At 33.2% G+C, this 16916-nt stretch carries 18 protein-coding genes; 7 read left to right on the plus strand and 11 right to left on the minus strand.

The features are described from left to right. The first annotated feature begins 56 nt into the window (after positions 1-56). Both EWU22_RS08790 and EWU22_RS08795 read left to right on the plus strand, forming a co-directional pair. Positions 57-1355: a hypothetical protein gene (locus EWU22_RS08790; protein ID WP_109322960.1), complete on the plus strand. Its 1299-nt coding sequence runs from the start codon at positions 57-59 to the stop codon at positions 1353-1355. Between the two features lie 22 nt (positions 1356-1377). Further along, a complete protein-coding gene (locus tag EWU22_RS08795; protein WP_130925238.1) occupies positions 1378-2565 on the plus strand; it encodes a glycosyltransferase in 1188 nt (395 codons plus the stop codon). On the opposite strand, the gene EWU22_RS08800 is transcribed toward EWU22_RS08795, so the two are convergent. Then, the gene (locus tag EWU22_RS08800; protein WP_130925239.1) at positions 2551-3690 is read right to left on the minus strand and encodes a glycosyltransferase; all 1140 of its coding nucleotides are present in this window, start codon (positions 3688-3690) and stop codon (positions 2551-2553) included. The genes EWU22_RS08795 and EWU22_RS08800 overlap by 15 nt on opposite strands. A 203-nt stretch (positions 3691-3893) precedes the next feature. Here EWU22_RS08800 and EWU22_RS08805 point away from each other — a divergent pair, with 203 nt between their 5' ends. From EWU22_RS08805 to EWU22_RS08815, 3 genes are read left to right on the plus strand one after another with little or no spacing between them, the layout of a single operon-like run. After that, positions 3894-4778, plus strand: coding sequence for a glycosyltransferase family 2 protein (locus EWU22_RS08805; protein ID WP_130925240.1), 885 nt, complete (start codon positions 3894-3896; stop codon positions 4776-4778). Then, the gene (locus EWU22_RS08810; RefSeq protein ID WP_130925241.1) at positions 4775-5323 is read left to right on the plus strand and encodes a WcaF family extracellular polysaccharide biosynthesis acetyltransferase; all 549 of its coding nucleotides are present in this window, start codon (positions 4775-4777) and stop codon (positions 5321-5323) included. The genes EWU22_RS08805 and EWU22_RS08810 overlap by 4 nt, the downstream gene beginning before the upstream one ends. Positions 5324-5327: 4 nt before the next feature. Further along, entirely contained in the window at positions 5328-6521 is a 1194-nt protein-coding gene (locus tag EWU22_RS08815; protein WP_109322965.1) for an MraY family glycosyltransferase, read from the plus strand. Here the strand turns inward: EWU22_RS08815 and EWU22_RS08820 are convergent. Next, positions 6511-7605 (minus strand): glycosyltransferase family 4 protein, encoded by a 1095-nt coding sequence (locus EWU22_RS08820; protein ID WP_130925242.1) that lies wholly within the window; start codon positions 7603-7605, stop codon positions 6511-6513. The genes EWU22_RS08815 and EWU22_RS08820 overlap by 11 nt on opposite strands. A gap of 89 nt (positions 7606-7694) precedes the next feature. On the opposite strand from EWU22_RS08820, the gene pheA reads away from it, so the two are divergent. After that, positions 7695-8774: a prephenate dehydratase gene (gene pheA / locus EWU22_RS08825; protein WP_130925243.1), complete on the plus strand. Its 1080-nt coding sequence runs from the start codon at positions 7695-7697 to the stop codon at positions 8772-8774. On the opposite strand, the gene EWU22_RS08830 is transcribed toward pheA, so the two are convergent. Genes EWU22_RS08830 through EWU22_RS08865 form a run of 8 tightly spaced genes read right to left on the minus strand, consistent with a single transcriptional unit; the run spans position 8748 to position 14565 of the window. Continuing rightward, complete coding sequence (locus EWU22_RS08830; protein WP_130925244.1) at positions 8748-9695, minus strand: bifunctional riboflavin kinase/FAD synthetase; 948 nt, start codon at positions 9693-9695, stop codon at positions 8748-8750. The two genes, pheA and EWU22_RS08830, sit on opposite strands and share 27 nt — an antisense overlap. Next, entirely contained in the window at positions 9679-10368 is a 690-nt protein-coding gene (gene truB / locus EWU22_RS08835; RefSeq protein ID WP_317127118.1) for a tRNA pseudouridine(55) synthase TruB, read from the minus strand. The genes EWU22_RS08830 and truB overlap by 17 nt, the downstream gene beginning before the upstream one ends. Next, complete coding sequence (locus tag EWU22_RS08840; RefSeq protein ID WP_130925246.1) at positions 10356-11144, minus strand: undecaprenyl-diphosphate phosphatase; 789 nt, start codon at positions 11142-11144, stop codon at positions 10356-10358. Before EWU22_RS08840 ends, truB begins: the two co-directional genes overlap by 13 nt. After that, entirely contained in the window at positions 11144-11356 is a 213-nt protein-coding gene (locus EWU22_RS08845) for a DUF3098 domain-containing protein (protein WP_130925247.1), read from the minus strand. Before EWU22_RS08845 ends, EWU22_RS08840 begins: the two co-directional genes overlap by 1 nt. A 1-nt stretch (position 11357) precedes the next feature. Continuing rightward, positions 11358-12242, minus strand: coding sequence for a cell division protein FtsX (locus EWU22_RS08850; RefSeq protein ID WP_130925248.1), 885 nt, complete (start codon positions 12240-12242; stop codon positions 11358-11360). Further along, on the minus strand, positions 12239-12832 hold the full coding sequence (locus EWU22_RS08855) for a bifunctional nuclease family protein (RefSeq protein WP_130925521.1): 594 nt from the start codon (positions 12830-12832) through the stop codon (positions 12239-12241). Before EWU22_RS08855 ends, EWU22_RS08850 begins: the two co-directional genes overlap by 4 nt. Positions 12833-12875: 43 nt before the next feature. Then, on the minus strand, positions 12876-13832 hold the full coding sequence (locus EWU22_RS08860; RefSeq protein ID WP_130925249.1) for an electron transfer flavoprotein subunit alpha/FixB family protein: 957 nt from the start codon (positions 13830-13832) through the stop codon (positions 12876-12878). Between the two features lies 1 nt (position 13833). Further along, positions 13834-14565 carry an electron transfer flavoprotein subunit beta/FixA family protein gene (locus EWU22_RS08865; protein WP_130925250.1) on the minus strand — a complete coding sequence of 244 codons (732 nt, stop codon included), beginning with the start codon at positions 14563-14565 and terminating at the stop codon, positions 13834-13836. A 56-nt stretch (positions 14566-14621) separates the two neighbouring features. Between EWU22_RS08865 and EWU22_RS08870 the strand changes: the two genes are divergently transcribed. Then, positions 14622-14930, plus strand: coding sequence for a tetratricopeptide repeat protein (locus EWU22_RS08870; RefSeq protein WP_130925251.1), 309 nt, complete (start codon positions 14622-14624; stop codon positions 14928-14930). On the opposite strand, the gene EWU22_RS08875 is transcribed toward EWU22_RS08870, so the two are convergent. Beyond that, a complete protein-coding gene (locus EWU22_RS08875) occupies positions 14927-16807 on the minus strand; it encodes a DNA topoisomerase IV subunit B (RefSeq protein ID WP_394364565.1) in 1881 nt (626 codons plus the stop codon). The two genes, EWU22_RS08870 and EWU22_RS08875, sit on opposite strands and share 4 nt — an antisense overlap. Positions 16808-16916 lie beyond the last annotated feature (109 nt).

Below are 16916 nucleotides of genomic sequence, written 5' to 3' on the forward strand. Positions count from 1 at the left end.
AAAAAGTCTTTAGACTTTCGAATCGTATCAATCATTTCTAGCCTTCCTTCAAAGCGTTGACCATTAAGCAAATCACCTTGGTTAAAAATGCGATAGGAATATTGATATTCTGGATTGCTCCTCCATTAATTTATTTTTTCAAAGAAAAGCTAGGCTTCGGTGGAGGTTCCGTATTTACAGGTATCGTATACGTTTCTGGTTTGCTCTTCATGCTAAACCATTTTCATGCCAAAGTTGGGCACAAACCCAATACCTTCCTTTTGTTATTGGGCGGTACATTTTTCAGTGTGGCCATGATTTATTTCTTTTTGATGAATAAAGAAATGACCATGTTTAATACGGATTTAATCAATTTCGCCTTAATTTTTGGTTTTTTCTTTTCCTTATTGCGTGTCGACAATCAAGTACAAAAGTATTTGCCTGTATTGATATTGATCATCACGTTTTTAACAAGTTGTGCTCTAATCTATTCTGTAGCAACTAATCCAAATTATGTATTTGGAACAAGAGCCACTGTTCAATACACGAGTAAGACAACGGAGAATTTTACGGGTAATCCATATATCTATAGTAGAAATGGCTTAGCAGGCTTTTTAATTTCATTTTTGATCATTAATAGGAGCTGGGATTCGATCAAAGTGCCTCATGTCTATTTAACTAGATTGTTAGCCCATATCAACGTTTGGTTTAGTTTAATTGTCATTATATTAACTCAAACAAGAGCCACGATTCTAACCGTGCTAATGGCATTGCCTTGTATGCTATTTTTCATGGTTCCTGTGAAAAGTATATTTTCAAACATTAAGAGGCAATCTTATATTTTCTATGCACTCGTAATTGGGAATTTGTATTATTTCGCAACTAAATTGAGAATCGTAGAATTAATAGATTCTTATTATAATTCGTTTTTCAATTTGTTTATTCGTGCCATGAGCACTGGTGTTACCCTTGGTAAAAGTTCTGAAGTAGATGAATCAGCCATGGGTCGCGTTAATAATATTAATTATATAAAGCAGTTGTGGAGTACGAGTAGAATCGATTTTATATTTGGTCATGGTTATCGTTATCGATACATTGATATTCCCATGTTAGAATCACTCGTTAATTTTGGGGTATTTGGATTTATTCTCTTTGCTAGTTTCCATGTAGCATTTCTTTATTTTGCTTACCGTTGCTTTAAATCCCAAATTATCTTCCAAAATTTTATAGGCCTATTCTATCTAAATACATTTGTTGGAATGTTTACATCAGGTAGGCCAATGGACTTCGCTTATTGGGTTTCATTTTTGATATTTATTCGATTCATGAATGTAGAAATGGTCAAGGATAAAAATGAAATTGAAAGTCAACTTTAGAATAGATATTGACTAACCTTATATGCCAACTCAGAAAAGAGTTTTACAAGTTTCTCCTGCTTACTATCCTGCCATTTCAATAGGAGGGCCCATATTTACCAATTTAACCTTTTCTAAGGCTTTAGAAGACATTAATTGCCAAATTGAAGTAGTAACTACAACCCAAGGTCTTTCGAAAGCCCAACTAGAGCAAATAGCTGTAGGCGAAAAATCTACTTCTGAGTTTTCATATCCCATTTGGCGTTTTCCTTGTTACGGATATGCTAACTTTACTTTCTCTCCAGGCATATTTTTTTGGTTAATGAAGCATACTCGTCAGTTCGACATGGTTGTATTTCAAGCCGTTTGGAATTTCCCTATTTTGGCAGCCTATTTAGCTTGTAAATGGCATAAAGTGCCTTATGTGGTTATTCCGCATGGAAGTTTATATGATGAAACCTTTCATCTTAAATCTTCCAAATTCAAAAGATTCTTTTTTAGCTTATATGTGAAAAAGATGTTGATGAATGCGCATCGGATTCTATTTTCCACTCAAGATGAAGAATTGAAGGTGAAGAAATTCTTGTCAATTCCTTTGAAATCATCCATCATTCCTAACATCGTTGATGTAGAAAAATTCGATAAGCTTCCTGAAAAGGGAACGTTTCGAAGTAAATTTTCTATTTCAAAAGATCAAATCATACTTACTCATTTTGGTCGTGTGACCATCAAAAAAGGAATCAATTTTGTATTAGAAATATTACCCGAAGTAATCCAAAATTACCCCAATATTGTATATGTCATTGCGGGTTCCGAAGAAGATCACTACATCAATGAGCTTAGAGCCATTATTGAGGAAAAGCAAATAGAAAAACACATTATTTTTACTGGTTTGCTTTCTCCGAATGAGGGTATAGAATTACTAGCCGATTCTGATGTATTTATATTGCCATCTCTATCCGAAAATTTTGGTATGTCAGTGGTTGAAGCGATGCTATGCGAAATTCCTGTAATCATATCCGAACACGTAGGGATAGCTATGGATATAAAGAATGAAGCATGTGCAAAAGTGATAAAACTAGAAGACACTTCACTGAAAGATGCCTTATTGGATCTACTTGCCGATTCAAATAAAAGAATAGAAATGGGCCAAAAGGGGAGAGAATTTGCTAAACTAAATTACTCTTACGAGGCTATTGAAATTAAACTAGATCAATTAATTAATCGTTAGTTTACGAAAGCCTTGATACATTTCACGGGCTAATTTATCTACTTCAAAGATTTTAGAATTTCTCAATGAATTTTCATGGTACTTAACTGTATTTAGTGGTAATTCATCTAAAAAGTGTTTGATTCGCTCTCGTTCCGTGGAATCATCCAAGCGCTTAATCACTAGTCCATTAAAGCCATCAATGATTAAATCATTGGCACAACCGCATGCTTCGGTACAAATAACGGGTTTGCCTAATTCTTGAGCTTCATTGGCAACCATACCCCAAGTTTCGGAAGTAGAAACCAACACCAAACTAGAAGCATTTTTATATAAATCAGCCAATTCTGACCATGCCACCGTACCTAATAAATAAACATTAACTATTTGTTCTCTTTGAATCTTTTCTTGTAATTCGTCATAGAGAGGACCGTTCCCTGCCATTTTTAATGTGTAGGGTAGTTCTTTCATCAAATTCAATAACTCGAGCAGATTTTTTTCCTCGGACAAACGTCCAACATAGAGCAAATACGGCTGGTTATTAGGAACTAATGGATTTGATATCTCATGACCTAATTGTTGTTTGAATTTGATTTTATCAAAGGAATTCAAAAAAGAGAGAATTTTCTTTTTGGCAACTCCCGAACGAAATAAAAACTGATTGGAATTGATACCATAACTAAAAAAACCAGTAGTTAATTTAAATATGGCTGATTTTATAATGGATTTACATAAATGGATGATACCACCCTGTTTTTCAGATTGATTCCTAACGGATTCAATAGTCATGATGGTTTTAATTCCTAGTAATTTACAAAGTAACAATGTCGGCAAAGCTGCTGCTTCAGCATAGCCGGTAAAATTGATAACATCTGGCTTAAATTGCAGTATAACCTTGAACCACTCAAACCCAACTTTCCATTGAGAAATATGTTGCAATGGTTTCGTGCTTAATAGTTTAACTGGAAATTTATATGGATAAGTAGATAAATCGAAATCAACTAAGTCTTCTCTTCCAGCTTCAGTAATTGTTGTTTCTATGACTAATAATTCATCTTGGTTTTCAACACAAATTTCCGCTACTTTTTCAAATACAACGGATTTGTATTGCGACCATAATAAATTGTGAAAAATAAGAATTCTCATAGATTGAATTTCAAGGACAAAACTAATCCCTTTTTTAAATATGACAATGAATCCATTTGTAATATCTGTCACGCACTAGGTTTAACTATGTATTTCTAGATTACCATATTTGCCATATTTCAATTATATATCTTAAATTGCGAGATAATGACTAATTTCAATTAAGTCATATTGTTTCAAATAAGATTTGAATAGATTAAGCATTGAAAAAAACGATCGGTGTATTGTTGCTTACTTATAATGAAGAAATTCATTTAGAAAGATGCATTCATAATGTTCAAAAACTAAGCAATCAGATATTCATCATAGATTCTTTTTCAACTGATAATACTTTAGCTATTGCAGCCAAGTATAACATTCCTGTTGTACAAAATAAATTCATACACCATGCCAATCAAATTAATAAGGCATTGGAAATTTATCCATTTGAAACAGATTACATTATACGTGTGGATTGTGATGAGCTTTTAAGTGATTCTTTAATTGAAGAAATTCACACTTGTTTAAATGATGAAGCGCTTAGTTCTATCAATGGTTTTTACATGCAAAGAAAAGTTTTTTTCATGGGTGGAATCATACAATATGGGATGACAAACCCAATCTGGTTATTACGCATTTGGAAAAGAGGAGAAGGCCAATGTGATGATAAATGGATGGATGAAAAAATAGTGTTGAAACAACCTAACACCTATAATTTAAAGAATTTGATCATTGATCATAATTTGAACAATTTAACTTGGTGGACTCAAAAACACAATTTATATGCTAGCAGAGAGTCCTTAGAAGTATTAAAACACAGGTACTTACAAGCGGATCAGTTACAAGATAAATTGCCGATAAAAGATCTCATCATTCATATATTAAAATCTTTTTACAACAAAAGCCCTATTTTTGTACGATCGATTCTTCTGTTTCATTATTCCTATTTTTTTCGATTAGGGATTTTAGATGGAATACGTGGTTTAATGTGGAATATCCTTCAAGTATTTTGGTATCGATTCCTAGTAGATGCTAAAGTATATGAATTTGAGAATTCCTTTGATTTTGATAAAACAAGGATAAAAGAAGCCTTAAAGGAAATCGTTTGAAAACTGATTTGAGCACATTTACTGGCGAGGGATCACCTGGAATTACAGCTAAATTGAAATATTTAGTATGGCTTCTATTTTCTAATGTATTTTTTTTGACTAATATTCCATATCCCAATGTTATAAAGGTCAACATATTGAGGATTTTTGGAGCAAAAATTGGTCATCATGTTGTGATTAAACCTTGGGTAAAGATTAAATTTCCTTGGAAATTAGTGCTAGGTAATTATGTATGGTTGGGAGAGGAAGCATGGCTTGATAATCTATCTGAGATAAGGATAGGAAACCATGTATGTATCTCACAAGGGGCATTACTTATCACAGGAAATCATGATTATAAAAAGTCGTCTTTTGATTTATTTACCCAAGGAATAAATATAGAAGATGGGGTATGGGTTGGAGCTAAATCTATTGTTAGTGGAGGTATAAAATTGAAATCTCACAGTGTCTTAACCGTAGGGTCATTCACCAGTAAAGATTTAGCCTCATATACCATTAATCAGGGTAATCCGGCACAAGTAGTTAAACAAAGAGAAATCAGCTAGTACAATGAATGAATATTTGCAATTATTAAGTAATAAAGAGTTTCAAATCATTGTTTCCTTTATAGTATCCATCGTGGTTACTGTAACGGCTATACCTGTCATTATTAATATTTCTAAATTGAAAGACTTAATGGCAGAAATTGAATTGAGAAGTTCACATGAAGAATTAACTCCCACTTTAGGAGGGGTAGCTATTTTTGCAGCTACATTGATTAGCTATTTTATCTGGGATAATCCTAATGAAGGACACGAAATACACCTAGCTGTGGCAGCCCTTATTATTTTATTCTTTTTAGGAATTAAAGACGATATATTGATCTTATCTCCTAAAAAGAAATTATTTATTCAAATAGCAGCTTCACTTTTATTAATCACTTTTGGAGATTTACGAATCTCAACATTCTTCGGCTTATTTAATATCCATCATATTCCATATATTATTAGCATTGCTTTTACTTTGTTTATCATCATTGCCATTATCAATGCAATTAATTTATTAGATGGTATTGATGGCTTAGCAGGGACAGTAGGTTTTGTAGCATCAGCCATATTTGCTTATCTATTTTACAGTCTTGGATTATTTGCTTTAGCTACTTTAGCTCTTTCCTTAGCAGGTTCATTAGTTGGATTTTTACGATTCAATTGGTCTACTAAAAATAAAATATTCATGGGAGATACAGGATCCATGATTTTAGGATTTCTATTGGCCTTTTTTGCTGTTAAATACATAGTCTATAATAGTTCATACGTTTATGATCCACGATTGGTCAAAGATGCTCCTATATTGACGATTATTATACTCTTATTGCCGCTTTTTGATACTTTACGAATGTTTATCATTCGTATATCAACAGGGGTATCACCTTTCAAAGGAGATAGAAAACATTTACATCATGTTTTAATTGATAATGGATTTAGTCACTTTTGGGCAACAATGATCCTAATCGCATTTAATCTAAGTGTATTAGCCTTATATACCATCATTCGTCATGAATATTCCAATCACGAAGTATTGTTTGGGCTATTAGTTACTTTTTTAATTTACTGCTATACTGCTTATTTATTATCAAGAAATATTGATACAAACACAGTAGATCGATTGAAGTATACTAAAATTGATAAAGTCAAGCGACTTCAATTGGTAGAAGAGAAAAAGAATACTAATTTATCCAGTAACCAGCCTCCAATTACAGAGTAGGGGCATTTAATAAATAATACTCCAATTTTTGACATTCTGATTGAATATCAAAACTAGAAAGGCTTTCTCGCATCTTGATTTTGTCAAATTCTCTGGATAGTAAGCTAGTTAATTCTTTAGCTAAGGTTTCAGGCCTAAAATCTTGACTTAAAATACCATTTGTTTCATTGACCATTAGGCTAGAACCCCCAGAATTGGTCGCTAAGACAGGAACTCCACAATATATAGCCTCCATTGCCACCAAACCCATACTCTCTTCTCTAGAGCAAGTTATGAAAGCATCAGCACTTGATATTACTTGATAATACTCTTCAGGACTCAGGTTTTCTATAAATTGAACCGCTGGATAATTCCCTGTTAACAATTGTCGACGAATAACTTCGGCATAGCCGTTATTAGCCCATTTACCAAGCCAAATAAATTCAAATTCAGATGGACTAACAAGCAAACTAGTTTGAAGGAAAATATCTACGCCTTTCCGATAGCATATGGTACCAGAGGAGACTATTCTTTTTTTGGATGATTTTTTTCCCGATTGAGTAGCTAAGCAATTATCAATGAAATTCTTATTTATGCTCGAATGAAAGACGAAACTTGTTTTCGAAAAAATAGGAGCAAAGAATTGTTGAACTAGGTCAGAACATGTGACCAAGTAATCCACTTGATCAAACATCCGTTTACAATCTTTAATCTCTAATTGCTCAAAATTGTATAAATACTCATGAACATGAAGAAATGTAGATATGTTAAAATGTTGCTTGTACTGCAATAAAAAAGCATTTTGTATGGTATTAATATACCAAATTGAAGCTCCAAACTGTTGTTGTATTTCGCGTATACGCTGAAGCACGATATCTTGACCTACGTGAAATTTCAGTTTATCCCAGAAAGAAAATTGAACATCTAAGTAATATACTTGAATATGAGGTGCTAATTGACTGAGTAAGGAACCATTAGGTTCTAATAGAACCAAGCCTATTTCAAATCTTTCTGGATCTATTTGATGTAAAATATCAAATAAGACTATCTCTGCACCAGTACGATTAAAGTTACTAGAGAAGAATAATATTTTCTTTTTTGACATTAAACAAAATTAAAGTGAGCTAATATGAATAAAAACATCGACTACTGATCAAAATTAGTAATTTTGGGTTGCATTGAAAATTATCCCGAATGAAAAGCATACAACAATTAAGAGAAAGCATTGATAGCATTGACGATTCTATATTAAAGCTACTAGTAGAACGCATGGAATTTGTTGAAGAGATTGGTCGCTTAAAAAGAGAAAATAATACCGTTATTTATCATCCGGATAGAGAAAAGGAAATTGTTGACCGATTGGCATCTAAGTACACTGGTAAATTAAGCAAAGCAGCCATTGAAGCTATATTTTTAGAAATATTCGGAGTATCAAGAAATTTAGAATTACCAGAAATTATTTCATTTTTAGGACCAGAAGGCAGCTTTACACATCAAGCTGCAGAAAGTAGATTTGGTGCAGTAGCCGATTATATTTCATTACCCTCCATTCGCTCTGTATTTGATTCAGTTGAGACGGGTAGAGCTAAATATGGAGTTGTACCCATTGAAAATAATCAAGAGGGGATGGTCAAAGAAACAATGGACCTTCTCAATGAACGCAATCTGTTCATTATTTCAGAAATTATAATTCCTGTCAATTTCTGTTTAGCATCGAAAGAAAATTCCATCCATCAAATTCAAAAAATATATTCAAAAGATATTGCCTTTCAACAGTGCAAAGGTTTTTTACAAGATTATTTTAGCCATAAACCCGAGGATTTCTTTGTTCAAGTGGATTCCACTTCAAAAGCAGCGAAATTGGCAGTAGAAGACACTAAAGCAGCTGCGCTTTGTTCTCACATTGCGGCTAAAATTTATTCATTACCGATTTTATTTGATAATATCCAAGATAGTGAGGCGAATCAAACTCGTTTTTTCATTATTTCTAAAGTAGAGAATTTGAAGAAAACGGATAACGATAAAACTAGCTTAGCGATAAAACTTAAACATGATGATAAACCAGGGGCATTATTATCCTTGTTAAAGGACTTTGAAGATGTTCAAATCAACTTATTAAAGATTGAATCCAGACCTCAAAAAGACACACACGAGTTTAAGTTTTGGTTCTTTATTGATATTGAAGGAAATAAGTTAGACGATAATGTTCAACAAATTTTGAACAAAAGAAAAGACGAAATTATTTTCTTAGGGAGCTATATGAATCTTTGTTAATTGGGTTCTAGCCCAATTAGCATCTAGGGAAATTTGCTCTATCAATTCTGGAAGTGAATTAAATTTTTTCTCGTCACGAATTTTCTCAAGAAGTTCTAACTCAACTTCTTTTTCGTATATATCTTCCTGAAAATCAAATAGATGAGATTCTATGGAAACATAGGTGTCATTTGTTAAAGTGGGCCTTTTTCCGATATTGGTGACGCCACCAATGCATTTTCCATCCATTTTCAAATAACTAACATATACTCCCAATCCAGGTATTAATTTATCTGCATCTTCTAATTCAATATTAGCTGTAGGAAAACCTAGTTCTCGGCCTTTCTGATTACCAAGAATTACTTTTCCTTTTAAAGAGTAGTTTCTACCAAGCATGGTATTTGCCTTCTTGATGTTACCTTGTATGATGTATTCTTTAATCACGGATGAACTAATGATTTCATCATCTAATTTCGCTACATCAATCGAATAGGCATGAATTTGATTAGCATAGTGTTCGTTGACAAATTCAACAGACCCTTTTCGTTGATATCCAAATCGATTATCATAGCCTAAGACTAAATCACTTATCCCAAATTTAGCCAGCAATATGTCCTCCATGAAACTCTCTGCAGGTAAATGAGCCATATAATGGTCAAATGGGATCATAAATAAATAATCAATACCTAGTGACTCTATCCATTGAATTTTTTCTTTATCTGGACTCAACAAACTATTCTTAGAATCATACTTTTGATTAAAATAGGAGGCAGGGTGATTACTAAAGGAAATGACAATGGAACAAATTCCTTTTTGTTTCGCAATATGGACACACTCAGATAATACTTTTGCGTGTCCCAAATGCACTCCGTCAAACATACCTATCGTTATAACAGATTGCTCAACCAAAGGTATTTCTGGGAAACTATAAAAGTATTTCATATTGATCAGCACTAAATTTCTCTATGGATTGCGCTTTTTCTAGCGAATAATCCCCAATTTGACTCCTAACTAACTCGTTTAAATAAGCACCTGAATTTAGAAAATATCCGAAATCTCTCACGATACTACGAATGTATGTTCCTTTGGAACATCTAATTTTAAATTGAATTTCCGGAAATGCCGAAGTATCTATCTCAAATTCATACACACTAGCTTGTCGAATTTTAATTTCAACATCTTTTTCCGTCAAACCTTTTCTCGCTTGAACATAGAGTCGTTGACCATTTTGTTTTACAGCCGAATAGATAGGAGGGACTTGTTCGATATCGCCTAACAAAGATAGCCTAGCTGCTTCTAATAGCTCTGGTGTAATATGGTCAATCGGATACTCTTCATCAAATTCTGTTTCTAAATCGATGGAAGGAGTCGTTTTACCTAAAACAAAAGAACCTGTATAGGTTTTCGGGAGTGATTGAAAATACTCAATTTTTTTAGTGTATTTACCGACACAAATAATCAATAAACCAGTAGCCAAAGGATCTAACGTGCCAGCATGACCAATCTTTTTGAATTTACCCAAATTTCTGATTTTTCGAACGGCATCAAAAGAAGTCCACGTTTTGGGCTTATCAATTAAATAGAATTTATCTTCTATGGGTACTAATTCATCCACAAGTATATTGCTAAAAAGATACCAGCTAAAACTCGATAATACCCAAAGAATTTAAAGCCAAATTTATTCACTAAATCAACCATCCAGCGAATGGTAAGTAAGGCGATTACAAAACTAATCACGGCTCCGACTAACAATGAAATACTGTTAGTTGGATTTAAAATAATATCAAGATCATGACGATAGTCTACTAATTTTTTAGCGCAAGCACCCAAAATGGTTGGGATACCGAGTAAAAATGAAAATTCTACCGCAGCTCGATGATTTAAACCAACTAATCGTCCGCCAATAATAGATGCTCCTGAACGCGAAACTCCAGGTATCATGGCTAAACATTGATATAAACCAATTTTTATTGACTGTGATATTGACATTTTATCAATATTGTCATGTTGATGGTCTTTATCCTTCACCCAATCATCAATTTTAATTAATAACAAACCACCTAAAAACCAAGAACCTGCAATAAACCAATAACCCTGAAATAGGGATTCCAGTAAATCATCTAACAAAACTCCAAAAATTGCGGCTGGGATAAAGGATGCAATAATATATTTATAGACGCTTATCGATTGAAATAAACGCTTAAAATACAAAAAAGGAACAGCGGCAATGGCCCCTAATTGTATAAATACAGTAAAAAAATTCAGGTATTTGGATGATTCAATTCCTAACAATTTTTCAGCTACAATGATGTGAGCCGTAGAAGAAATAGGTAAAAATTCACTTAATCCTTCTACAATTCCAAGCACAATAGCTTCTAAAAATTGATTCATTATTTCTTTATTTTAAACAGGGAAAAAATAGGAATAATAAGTCCAATAAGCACTAAAATAGGACCTAATGTGATTCCCAAAAATCCAAAACCGAAAGGTTCCTTATCTAAGGTCATGACAAAAAAACCAATAATCATGATGCATAGTCCTGCTATTAAAATCAAGATATCTTTTCTGTCTAATGGGAAGTTGGAATTAGTTGAATTTGCCATATTAAAATAAGTTAGTGTGTTGAATCTTTAAATATCGATTCAGTGAAAAATAGGTTGAAATAACACTGAAAAGTGAAGAACTTAGTACCGCTAATAAGAATAATTTAAGCTGATTACTTACATCAAAAAATAGAAAGCCAGTTTCAGGTAAGTTTTGAATAAAGTAATAAAAAACGCCATTGGATACTAAATAACCTAAACCTCCTCCTAATAAACCTAATAACAGAGAGTTTAATAAATAGGGTTTACGTATAAACGCATTAGTTGACCCCAATAATTGCATTGTTTTAATTAATACCCGATTACTATGAATATTCAATCGAATGTAATTGGACAATTGAAGGTATACGAATCCACTTAGGATAATAATAAACACCAAAATAATCCAGCCTACATGCTTGATTTTAGATAGGAATGAGTCTAAAAAAGCATTTGGGTAAGTAACTTCATATACCCCTGGAAAATTCTTTAATTCACTCGCTATTTTTTCAAATGATTTACCTGATTTATACTCGTCAGCAATACTTAAAATGAAGAGGTTTTTAAATGGATTATCTTCTCCTAGTAGGTCTTGGTAATTTTCATGATTCGACTTTAAAAAATCGGAGGCAATTTTATCTTTAGAAACAAATGAAACATCTTTTTTTACACCCAATGTTTGAATAAATGGCTTTTTAGTGAGCATTTTGTAAGATTCAATCAATTGTTGACTACTTAAAGAATCTTCCATGTATACATACATTTTCATCTGTGATTTGATATCATCTCCCCAGGATTTTATACCCACGAATAATTGAAAGAATACACAGATAATAAAGGCCAAACTAGAAATGGAGAAAATCAACAACACGTTGGTAGAACTCGGCTTAGCTTTGGAATATTTCATTTTTGATTATTTAATACTTCAATTTGATCTCTTAATCTAGCAGCTTCTTCGTAATTTTCTTCTAAAAGTGCTTTTTGTAAAAGCTCTTCTAACTCTGCAATACTGATAGTACTAGGTTGATAAACAGGAATATCCACTGAAAAGGAGAGGTCTTCTTCTATTTCATCCTCTTCTTCTTCATCTGGGATACAGATAGACTTCAGCAAACTTTCTTTAATGTAAATGTATTTTTGAGCTCGTAATGCCAATGCAATAGAATCACTCGGACGAGCATCCATTTCAATCAGTGAACCATCCTGAAAAAATTCGATTTTAGCATAAAATATGCCTTCTTTGAAATCTGTAATTAACACACGATTTAAATCTAAATTTGATTTTTCAATCACTTGAATAAATAAATCGTGTGTTAAAGGTCTACTAGTCTGAATTTGCTCTAGGTAAACAGAAATAGCTTGAGCTTCTTGATTCCCAATTACGATAGGAAAACGTAAGTTGGGGTGGTCTTCTGATTGCAGGAGGAGAATAAAAGAACTCGCTCCAACTGAACTAGGAGATACAGAAACTATACTTAATTTTAAATAATCGTTCAAGGCTACATTTTAAAAAACAAATGTATCAAAAAATGGCCTAAAATTAATGGCTTTTAAGCTTATTTAACAATCTTGGAAGTACATCAAATACATCTCCAACTATACCATAATCGGCATGCTTGAAAAAAGGTGCTTCAGGATCGTTGTTGATAACGACAATTTTTCGTGATCCATTAACTCCTGCCAAATGCTGAATGGCACCAGAAATACCACATGCTATATATAATTTGGGAGCTATTTTAACTCCAGTTTGTCCAACGTGCTCGTGGTGAGGTCTCCAATTTAGGTCAGAAACTGGTTTTGAACATGCTGTTGCAGCTCCCAATTCTTTTGCTAAATCTTCCACAATACCCCAATTGGAAGGATCATTAAAGCCTCTTCCGGCACCTACAACAATGGCTGCATCTGGTAACGGAATTGCACCCGTTAAGGGATAATTTTCAATTAATTTATTTTGAGCATCAGTTCCTAATGCAATTACAGCTTGACTTATGGCTAAATTTCCTGCCTGAGATGTTGTTTCAAACGTAAACGACTTATTAAATGCTGCAATAAATGAATTATTATTTATCTCAGTAGTTAATGTTGCTTTTCCTGAAAATATCGATTTAGTCAATTGATAACCATCAGATACTTTGGCTAATTTAATCACATTAGAAACGAGTGGAATAGATAATGATTCTGCTAAAAATGCGGCTATACTATCCACTAGTAATGATTTTACATAAAAGAATTGATCAATTTCTTTTTGCTTAATATCCTCCAATAGTGGGGCAATGACCTGATTATTATTTACTAATCCTGGAATTGTGATATGGATATATTGCTTAATAGAACTGAACGAATTAAATGAATCAGATGATTGTTCTTCAAACCCATATACATAAATTCCTTCCAATCCATTTTGTACAAGCCAACTACTTGATAGATCCAATAAGCGTTTAGAACTTTCTGAAATTTGACCGTTTTTACTATCTATAAATACTGCTAAATTTTTCATCTTATATCAGGTTTTCACTTTTTAATATGTCGATTAATGATTCTGCATCTTCGGCTGAAATCATTTTTTGTAAGCGCTCCGTTTCAACCACATGAGCAGCAATATGCTGTTCAAAATTTGAATGAATAGGGGAGATTACAGCTATTTCCTTAGTTCTAGCGGTCATGATACCTCGCATAGAAGGTATTTTCCATTCAGCGATGGGTTCCTGACATCCTAATATAGCAGGGAGTGTCGTGCTAACTTTTGATTTACCTGAATCAGTTTCAATCTCTAGGATTAATTTATTAGCATCTAACTCCAAATGCATCACTGGTGAAAAATGATTGTAAGATAAACCATGAGCTACTAATGCATGAACGATGCCGCTATTATAATCAATGGATTCCTTACCCATCATAATGAGATCAAATGATTGATCTTTGGCATAGTGGATAATTTCTTGAGCTACTTGGTAAGAATCTAATGCTGCCGTATCAATTCGAACAGCTCGATCTGCACCTAATGCCAAACATTTTCTGATTAATGCATCAGAATCAGAAGATCCTACATGTAGAACCACTAATTCAGCTTGGGTTTGTTCCTTGATTTCAATGGCTCTTGATAGGGCATAATCATCGTAGGGACCAACAATAAAAGTTATACCCTCTGAATTAATACGAGTATTTGTTGAATCTAGTGTAATTTTGGAAGTCGTATCAGGTACGACTGATATGCAAACTAAGATTTTCATAGGCGATTAAATAAAAATGTATGCAAGCATACTAATTTGTTTTTAAAATTACAAAAATGGAGCGTAAAGAATTTATAAAAAATGAAATAAAAGAGGAGCCAGAGAACCCTTTCAATTATTATTTATTGGCATTGGAATTAAAGAAAGAAGGGGATATGAATGGGTCAATCACTGTTTTTGATCAATTGATGGAACAATTCCCTATGTACATACCAACGTATTATAGCTTTACCGACTTGTTAATTGAATTAGAACAAGACGACAAAGCCAAACTAGTTGCAAAAAAAGGAATTGAGGTGGCCGAAATTGGAAGTGCAAGCAAAGCGCTGCATGAATTAAGGCAATTATGGGAACTAAACTTTTAAGTTAACAACACTTCTTCTAAGTCTTTTTCGATAATTAAATTTTCAATAATGAATTTTTGCCTCTCAGGTGTGTTTTTACCCATATAATAGGTCAATAATTGAGGAATCGTAAATTCCTTTTCAAGAATCACGGGTTCTAATTTGATATTTTCCCCGATAAAAGTGCCAAACTCCTCTGGAGAAATTTCGCCTAATCCTTTGAATCGAGTAATTTCTGGCTTAGGACTTAATTTTTCAATCGCATTTCTTCTTTCTTCGTCAGAATAACAATAGATCGTTTCTTTTTTATTTCTAACTCGAAATAGGGGAGTTTCTAAAATATACAAATGCCCATTACGAACTAAATCAGGGAAGAACTGAAGAAAGAAAGTTAAAATCAATAAGCGAATGTGCATCCCATCCACATCGGCATCGGTAGCAATCACAATTTTATTATAACGCAAATTATCAAGGCTATCTTCGATATCTAAGGCATGTTGCAATAAATTAAACTCTTCGTTTTCGTATACGATCTTCTTAGTCAAACCAAAGCAGTTCAAAGGCTTACCTCGAAGGCTGAATACGGCTTGGGTTTGAACATCCCTAGATTTAGTAATTGATCCACTAGCAGAGTCTCCCTCAGTAATGAATAGAATGGTATCATGTCGAGCATCTGATTTTTCATCTGGTAAATGAACACGACAATCCCGTAATTTTTTATTGTGAAGATTTGCTTTTTTAGCCCTTTCATTGGCTAATTTTTTGATGCCTGCAATATCTTTTCTTTCTCGTTCCGATTGCAAAATCCGCTTTAAAATGGCATCTGCAGTGCTCGGATTTTTATGTAAAAAATTATCTAATTCTGTTTTAACAAAATCTCCTATAAAGGAGCGAATGGAAGTTGAATTAGAATCTGGAGAAATGGTAGTAGAACCTAATTTTGTCTTAGTTTGAGATTCAAATACAGGCTCTTGAACACGAATAGCAATTGCACCAACGATACTTGCTCTAACATCAGAAGGATCAAAATCCTTTTTATAAAATTCCCTGACCGTTTTAACAATGGCTTCTCTAAATGCCGCTAAATGAGTACCACCTTGCGTCGTATTTTGGCCATTGACAAACGAATAGTATTCCTCTCCGTATTGGTTGTTATGCGTTATGGCTAATTCAATATCATTGCCTTTTAAATGTATAATAGGGTATCTATTTTCTTCGGCATTGGTCTTTTTAGATAATAAATCCAATAATCCATTTTGAGAAAAATATTTCTCCCCATTAAAATTAATGGACAATCCTGCGTTCAAATAAGCGTAATTCCAGAATAAGGAATCCAGGTACTGAGGGATGAAATGGTAATTTTTAAATATGCCATTATCAGGTTCAAAGCACACATGTGTTCCGCTTTTGGCATTAGATGCTTCAAATCCATCTGATTCAGCAGTTAATTCACCTTTACAGAATTCAGCCCATTTTGTTTGACCATCCCGATATGATTGTACCTTGAAATATTGAGAAAGTGCATTGGTTGCTTTTGTACCAACACCATTTAGACCAACAGATTTCTGGAAAGCACCAGAATCATACTTTCCTCCCGTATTAATTTTTGAAACGCAATCAATGACTTTACCTAATGGTATTCCGCGACCATAATCTCGAACTTCTACTTTATGATCTGAAATTTTAACTTCAATAACCTTTCCGTTACCCATCATGTGCTCATCGATGGAATTATCCATGATTTCTTTCACGAGCACATAAATACCATCATCCACAGATGAACCATCTCCTAATTTTCCAATATACATACCCGGTCTTAATCGGATATGTTCTTTCCAATCTAAGGATCGGATACTGTCATCGTTATAAATCGGGGGGTTACTGTTAATTTCTTCCACTAGATAATTTTTGTCAATATTAATTTAAATAACACGTTACTCGATCGTGCAATTAGCTTTAAAGTTAGCATTAAATCATGTTTTTTCTTTAATTTGCAGTCAAATTAGA

It is taken from the genome of Aquirufa nivalisilvae (assembly GCF_004307455.1).
In the GTDB taxonomy this organism is placed as follows: Bacteria; Bacteroidota; Bacteroidia; order Cytophagales; family Spirosomataceae; genus Aquirufa; species Aquirufa nivalisilvae.